This window comes from Streptomyces sp. NPDC033270 (assembly GCF_055576575.1).
Genome location: NZ_JBVIRA010000008.1, coordinates 261,589 through 268,539, shown reverse-complemented (window position 1 = coordinate 268,539; position 6,951 = coordinate 261,589). Strand labels below are relative to the sequence as shown.

At 72.0% G+C, this 6,951-nt stretch carries 5 protein-coding genes; 1 reads left to right on the top strand and 4 read right to left on the bottom strand.

Annotated features, from left to right (window positions below):
* A partial coding sequence (locus ACZ5XZ_RS15045; RefSeq protein ID WP_468977858.1) for a hypothetical protein occupies nt 1-1,434 on the top strand: 1,434 nt, incomplete at its 5' end.
* Between the two features lie 109 nt (nt 1,435-1,543).
* Here the strand turns inward: ACZ5XZ_RS15045 and obgE are convergent.
* The 4 genes from obgE to ACZ5XZ_RS15025 all read right to left on the bottom strand — a co-directional run.
* Nucleotides 1,544-2,980: a GTPase ObgE gene (gene obgE / locus ACZ5XZ_RS15040; RefSeq protein ID WP_468977855.1), complete on the bottom strand. Its 1,437-nt coding sequence runs from the start codon at nt 2,978-2,980 to the stop codon at nt 1,544-1,546.
* A 168-nt stretch (nt 2,981-3,148) separates the two neighbouring features.
* Entirely contained in the window at nt 3,149-3,406 is a 258-nt protein-coding gene (gene rpmA / locus ACZ5XZ_RS15035) for a 50S ribosomal protein L27 (protein ID WP_384440512.1), read from the bottom strand.
* Nucleotides 3,407-3,420: 14 nt separating this feature from the next.
* Complete coding sequence (rplU, locus tag ACZ5XZ_RS15030) at nt 3,421-3,741, bottom strand: 50S ribosomal protein L21 (RefSeq protein ID WP_384440515.1); 321 nt, start codon at nt 3,739-3,741, stop codon at nt 3,421-3,423.
* A gap of 252 nt (nt 3,742-3,993) precedes the next feature.
* On the bottom strand, nt 3,994-6,951 hold a 2,958-nt coding region (locus ACZ5XZ_RS15025), incomplete at its 5' end, for an Rne/Rng family ribonuclease (RefSeq protein WP_468977853.1).

Here is a 6,951-nt window from a genome sequence, read left to right as displayed (position 1 = left end):
CTGGACGACTGGCTGGCCGCGTACCAGCCGACGGTCGGCATGTACTTCTCCGGCGGCGCCTCCTCCGCCTACCAGGCCAACATGTGGCTGAGCACGCTGGCCTCCCTGGACGGCAACCCGATCATCGTGCTCCGCGAGCGCTTCATGGTGCAGAAGATCGACGCCACGGACGTGCCGATCGTCTGCATCCCCAAGGTCGCCAACCTGATGCGCCTGGAGCACTCCACGCTCAAGGTGCTGCTGCACCCGGCGAACTCCGGCAAGACCTCGCAGATCCTGCGGATCCCGTCCATCAAGCACGCCTTCACCAACCACGGCGAGAGCGACAAGCTCTCCTCCTGCAACCCCTACGCGAAGGCGTACGACGAGGTGTGGGTGGCGGGCCCGGCGGCCCGTGACCGCTACCAGCTCGCCGACATCGGCGTCGAGGACAAGGACGTCGTCGAGGTGGGCCGCCCGCAGCTGGCCCCGATCCGGCCCTACCAGGGCGCCCCGGCCGGCCGACCGACCACCGTGCTGTACGCCCCGACCTGGGAGGGCTGGGACGGCAACCCGGGCAACACCTCGGTGATCCTGGCGGGCGAGAACATCGTCCGCGAGCTGCTCGCCGACGACGACGTGCGGCTGCTGTACAAGCCGCACCCGATGACCGGTTCCGTGGACCCGCGCGCGGGCGCCGCCAACGTCCGCATCCAGGCGATGATCGAGGAGGCCAACGGCCGGCGCAGCGGCGCCCGGCCCGGCCCGGAGGCCGCCGCCGAGCTGGCCCGCCGTACCGAGGAGCTGACCGCGCTCACCACCTCGGCGTTCCGCAAGAGCGCGGACGAGCTGGAGCGGATGCGGCTGCAGGGCACCCCCGAGGAGGGCCGCGCGGGGGCCGTGGAGGCCGCGGGCGCCGCCTGGGAGGAGGCGTACTGGAACTCCTTCCCCGAGTGGGAGCACCGCATCATCACCACCGCCCGCCCCGGCATCTTCAGCTGCTTCAACCAGGCGGACGTGCTGATCAGCGATGTCTCCAGCGTCGTCTCCGACTACCTGACCAGCGAGAAGCCGTACGCGGTCGCCAACACCTCGGGCATGGGCGAGGCCGACTTCCGTGCGAACTTCCCGACCGTACGGGCGGCCACGATCCTCACCCCCGAGGCGGACGGGGTGAAGGCCCTGCTCGCCACGGTCCGCAATCCGCAGCTGGACACCCTCGCCGAGGAGCGGGCCGAGCTCAAGGAACACCTGCTGGGCCCGTCGGACCCGCCGTCCTCGGTGCGCTTCAACCAGGCGGCGCAGGCGCTGTGCGCGAAGGCCGACGAACGCCGCGTCCGGATGGAGAGCCGGCTGTCCGGGATCCCGGGGCAGCGCTCGCAGGAGGACGTGGACGCCTCTGAGGCGGCCGAACGCGAGGCCAGTGGCGCCTCGGACGCCGCCGCGGCCGTCTAGCCCTCAGCGGGCCGTCTACGGCCTCGGGCAAGGGTCCAAAGCAAAGAGCAGGCCCCGGGAGGAGATCCTCCCGGGGCCTGCTCTCTTTGCTGGGCACGGGCCACGGCGCCTAGAAGGGCCGGAAGCCCTCGTACTCCTCGGTGGCCTCGTCCCGCTCCGCGTCGCGGTCGCGGCGGCGGGTGGCGGCCGGGCGCGGCGCGTCGAAGCGGTGGTCCTCACCACGGCGGCCCAGCATCTCCGCGCCGGCGGCCATGGTCGGCTCCCAGTCGAAGACGACGGCGTTGTCCTCGGGGCCGATCGCCACCCCGTCCATGGCCTTGGCGCCCGCCTTGAGCAACGCGGCCTCGACACCGAGGCGGCTCAGCCGGTCGGCCAGATAGCCGACCGCCTCGTCGTTGTTGAAGTCGGTCTGGTGCACCCAGCGCTCGGGCTTCTCGCCCCGTACGCGGAAGAAGCCCTCGCCCTCCTGCGTGATCGTGAAGCCCGCGTCGTCCACGGCCTTGGGCCGGATGACGATACGGGTGGCCTCCTGCACCGGCTTGGCGGCGCGAGCCTTGGCGACGATGTCGGCGAGGGCGTACGACAGTTCCTTCAGGCCCAGGTGGGCGACGGCCGAGACCTCGAAGACGCGGTAGCCGCGCTCCTCCAGGTCGGGCCGGATCATCTCGGCCAGGTCCTTGCCGTCGGGGATGTCCACCTTGTTGAGGACGACCACCCGCGGCCGGTTCTCCAGGCCGCCGTACTGGGCCAGCTCCTCCTCGATGACGTCGAGGTCGGAGAGCGGGTCGCGGTGCGACTCCAGGGTCGCGGTGTCCAGGACGTGCACCAGCACCTCGCAGCGCTCGACATGGCGCAGGAACTCCAGGCCCAGGCCCTTGCCCTGGCTGGCGCCCGGGATCAGGCCCGGGACGTCCGCGATCGTGTAGACCGTCGAGCCGGCCGTCACCACGCCGAGGTTGGGCACCAGCGTGGTGAAGGGGTAGTCGGCGATCTTCGGCTTGGCGGCGGAGAGCACCGAGATCAGCGACGACTTGCCCGCGCTCGGGTAGCCGACCAGCGCCACGTCGGCGACGGTCTTCAGCTCCAGCACGATGTCGCGGCCCTCGCCGGGCTCGCCCAGCAGCGCGAAGCCGGGGGCCTTGCGGCGGGCGGAGGCGAGCGCGGCGTTGCCGAGGCCGCCGCGGCCGCCCTGGCCCGCGACGAAGGTGGTGCCCTGGCCGACCAGGTCGGCGAGGACCTCGCCGTTCTTGTCGAGCACGACCGTGCCGTCCGGCACCGGCAGGACGAGGTCCGTGCCGTTCTTGCCCTCGCGGTTGTCGCCGGCGCCGGGCTGGCCGCTGGTGGCCTTGCGGTGCGGGTGGTGGTGGTAGTCGAGGAGGGTCGTGACGTCCTGGTCGACGACCAGGATCACATCGCCGCCACGGCCGCCGTTGCCGCCGTCCGGGCCGCCGAGCGGCTTGAACTTCTCCCGGTGAACGGAGGCGCAGCCGTGGCCTCCGTTACCCGCGGCGACGTGCAGCTCGACGCGGTCCACGAAGGTGGTCATGGGTGGGTGCCTCCAGATAACTGCGGGAAAAGCGGGAAAACTGTCGCGGTACTCCGCGGATGTCTCTGTGGTAACACGCCAAGGGCGGACCGGCCTTCCCGCTCCTGCGGGAAAAGGCGGTCCGCCCTCGGAGTGATGCTCTGACGTGCGCTTACGTCCGGGCCGAAATTACTCGGCGACCGGGACGATGTTCACGACCTTGCGGCCACGGTGGGTGCCGAACTGCACCGCACCGGACTGCAGGGCGAACAGCGTGTCGTCGCCACCGCGGCCGACGCCCGCGCCAGGGTGGAAGTGGGTGCCACGCTGGCGGACCAGGATCTCACCGGCGAGGACGGCCTGACCGCCGAAGCGCTTCACGCCGAGCCGCTGAGCATTGGAATCGCGACCGTTCCGAGTGGACGATGCGCCCTTCTTGTGTGCCATGTCTCCTCAGTCCCTTACTTCGCCGGAGCGTCGATGCCGGTGATCTTCAGCGCCGTGTGGAGCTGGCGGTGGCCGATCCGCTTCTTGTAACCGGTCTTGTTCTTGTACTTCTGGATCCGGATCTTGTTGCCCTTGTGGTGGTCCACGACCTCGCCCTGGACCTTCACGCCGGCCAGGACCCACGGGTCGCTGGTGACCGAGTCACCGTCGACGACCAGCAGCGTGGAGAGCTCGACGGTGTCGCCGACCTTGCTGGTGGAAATGCGGTCAACCTCGATGACGTCGCCAACAGCAACCTTCTGCTGGCGCCCGCCGGTGCGCACGATCGCGTACACGCGGAACTCTCTTTCGCTAGGTTTCGATCCTCTGACGCCAGCCGCTCACACGGGCTCGGGACGGCCCGTGGAATCCGAGTGGACGAGCGGCCTCCCTCGGCGGACCGAGAGGTGTTTGCTCAGGGGTTTGGTGTCACAGACACCGACGGTCAAGATTACGGGGCCTTGACCAGAGGGTCAAACCGGCCCCCGGGCCGCTGACGGCCCGGGGCACGGTTCGGCTGCTCAGCCCTCCGCTTACGCCACGGAGGACTACTCGGCGGCAGCGGTCTTCTTGGCCGCCGCCTTCTTCGTCGTCGCCTTCTTGGTGGCGGTCTTCTTCACCGTGGCCTTCTTGGCGGTGGTGGTCTTCTTCGCCGCCGCCTTCTTGGCCGTGGTCTTCTTCGCCGCGGTCTTCTTGGCGGCCGTCTTCTTGGCCGCCGCCTTCTTCGCGGTCTTCTTGGCCGCGGGCGCCGCCTCCTGCTCGGCCTCGGCGCCCTCGGCGGGCTCCGGCTCGGCGGCCGGCGCCGCGATCACGACGGTCGCCTCGGAGTCGGACACCTCGGGCGAGCCCGCCGGGGCGGTCACCTTACGGGTCACCCGGCGGCGCGGACGGGCCGGCGCGGGCTCCGCGGCCGGCGCCTCGGCGACCGGCTCCACGACCGCCTCCGGCTCCGGCTCCGCCACCGGCTCGGCCGGCAGCACGATCGCGGCGGCCTCCTCGGCGGCCTTGGGGGCGCCCGCCGGAGCGGACACCTTCCGGCTCACCCGGCGGCGGCCACGGCCGCGTCCGGCGGCCGCCTCGGCCTCCGCCGGGCTGCTGAACCATTCGTCCGTGTCGGCCACCGCGGGCTGGAGCTCGGCCTCCGTCACGGCGACGGGCTCCAGCTCCGGGGCACCGCCGTCGGGCAGCGGCTCGGCCGCCTCGACCTCGTGGACATGCGGCTCGGCCTGCGCGGCCTTGCCCTTCTTCTTGCGCTTGCCGCCACCGCCGACCGTCGTCGGCTGGTCCATGTGGACGATCACGCCGCGGCCGTTGCAGTGCACACACGTCTCGGAGAAGGACTCCAGCAGGCCCTGGCCGACCCGCTTACGGGTCATCTGGACCAGGCCGAGCGAGGTGACCTCGGCCACCTGGTGCTTCGTACGGTCCCGGCCCAGGCACTCCAGCAGGCGCCGCAGCACCAGGTCCCGGTTGGACTCCAGCACCATGTCGATGAAGTCGATCACGATGATGCCGCCGAGGTCGCGCAGCCGCAGCTGGCGCACGATCTCCTCGGCCGCCTCCAGGTTGTTCCTGGTGACCGTCTCCTCCAGGTTGCCGCCCTGGCCGGTGAACTTGCCGGTGTTGACGTCGACCACGACCATCGCCTCGGTCCGGTCGATCACCAGCGAGCCGCCGCTGGGCAGCCAGACCTTGCGGTCCAGCGCCTTCATCAGCTGCTCGTCGATGCGGTACGTCGCGAAGACGTCGACGTCCGAGGTCCACTTCTGCAGCCGGTCGACGAGGTCCGGGGCGACGTGCGAGACATAGCCGTGGATGGTCTGCCAGGCGTCGTCACCGCTGACGATGACCTTGGAGAAGTCCTCGTTGAAGATGTCGCGGACGACCCGGACGGTCATGTCCGGCTCGCCGTAGAGCAGCGAGGGGGAGCTGGTGGAGGAGGCCTTGGCCTTCTTCTGGATCTCCTCCCACTGCGCCTGCAGCCGCTGTACGTCGCGCGCCAGCTCGTCCTCGCTCGCGCCCTCCGCGGCCGTGCGGACGATGACGCCGGCGTCCTCGGGGACGATCTTCTTGAGGATCTGCTTCAGGCGCGCCCGCTCGGTGTCCGGGAGCTTGCGGCTGATGCCGGTCATCGAGCCCTCGGGCACGTAGACCAGGTAGCGGCCGGGCAGCGAGACCTGGCTGGTGAGCCGCGCGCCCTTGTGGCCGATCGGGTCCTTGGTGACCTGCACCAGCACCGACTGGCCGGACTTCAGCGCGGTCTCGATCCGGCGCGGGCCGTTGGCCATGCCCAGCGCCTCGAAGTTGACCTCACCGGCGTACAGCACGGCGTTGCGGCCCTTGCCGATGTCGACGAAGGCGGCCTCCATCGACGGCAGCACGTTCTGCACCTTGCCGAGGTAGACGTTGCCGACGTACGAGGTCGCCTGCTCCTTGTTGACGAAGTGCTCCACGAGCACGTTGTCCTCAAGGACGCCGATCTGGGTGCGCTCGCCGCTCTGGCGGACGACCATCACCCGCTCGACGGCCTCGCGGCGGGCGAGGAACTCCGCCTCGGTGATGATCGGCACCCGGCGGCGGCCCTGCTCGCGGCCCTCACGGCGGCGCTGCTTCTTGGCCTCCAGACGCGTCGAACCCTTGATCGACTGCACCTCGTCGGCGCCGGTGCCCTCTTCCTTCTTGCGCGGCTCGCGGACCTTGACGACCGTGCGCTCCGGGTCGTCGGCGTGGCCGGCCTCGGCCTCGGCGGCGTCACCGCTGCGACGGCGGCGACGGCGGCGGCGACGGCTGCTGCTGGAGCCGCCGCCCGGCTGGTCCTCGTCCTCCTCCGGGTGCTCGGCGGCGCGCTCCTCGGCCTCCTCCGGCTCGGCCTCGGCCTCCGCACCGGCGGCCTCGGCGGGCTGCTCCTCCGCGCCCTCGGCGGTCTCACCACGGCGGCGGCGACGGCCACCACGGCGGCGGCGGCGCGAGGGGCGCTCGGCCGACTCGTCCTCGTCGTGGGCGAACTCGCCCGGCTCGGTCTCCGGCTCGGCCTCTTCCGCGGCCTCCGGCTCCTCGGCCGGGGCGACGGCGACCTGCTCGGGCTCGGCCGGGGCGCCACGGCGACGGCGCCGGCGCGCGCCGGCAGCGGGCTGCTCCTCCGCCACCGGCTCGACGGCGACCTCCTCCTGACGGGCCGCGGCATGGGCGGCGGCCGCGCTCTCGGGGGTCTGGAACATCGGCTCGGCGAAGACCGGCGCCTGGAAGACGGCCGTCGGCGGCCGCTGTGCCCGGCGGCGGCCGCGCACCGGCCCCTCCTGCACCGGCTCCTCCTCCGCACGGGGCGCCTCGGCGACCGGCTCGGCGGCGCGGCGGCGGCTACGGCGGCGGGGGGCCTCGGCGGGCTCGGCGGCGGGGGCCTCGGCCACCGGTGCTTCCTCGGCCGCCTCGGCCTCGGCTTCCTCGGCCGCCTGGGGCGCGCCGGCCGGGGCGGTGGCCTTACGGGTGGCCCGGCGGCGAGTACGGGC

Coding starts and splice junctions, on each gene's coding strand:
- obgE (WP_468977855.1), bottom strand. CDS start 2,980: ATGACCACCTTCGTGGACCGCGTCGAGCTGCACGTCGCCGCGGGTAAC.
- rpmA (WP_384440512.1), bottom strand. CDS start 3,406: ATGGCACACAAGAAGGGCGCATCGTCCACTCGGAACGGTCGCGATTCC.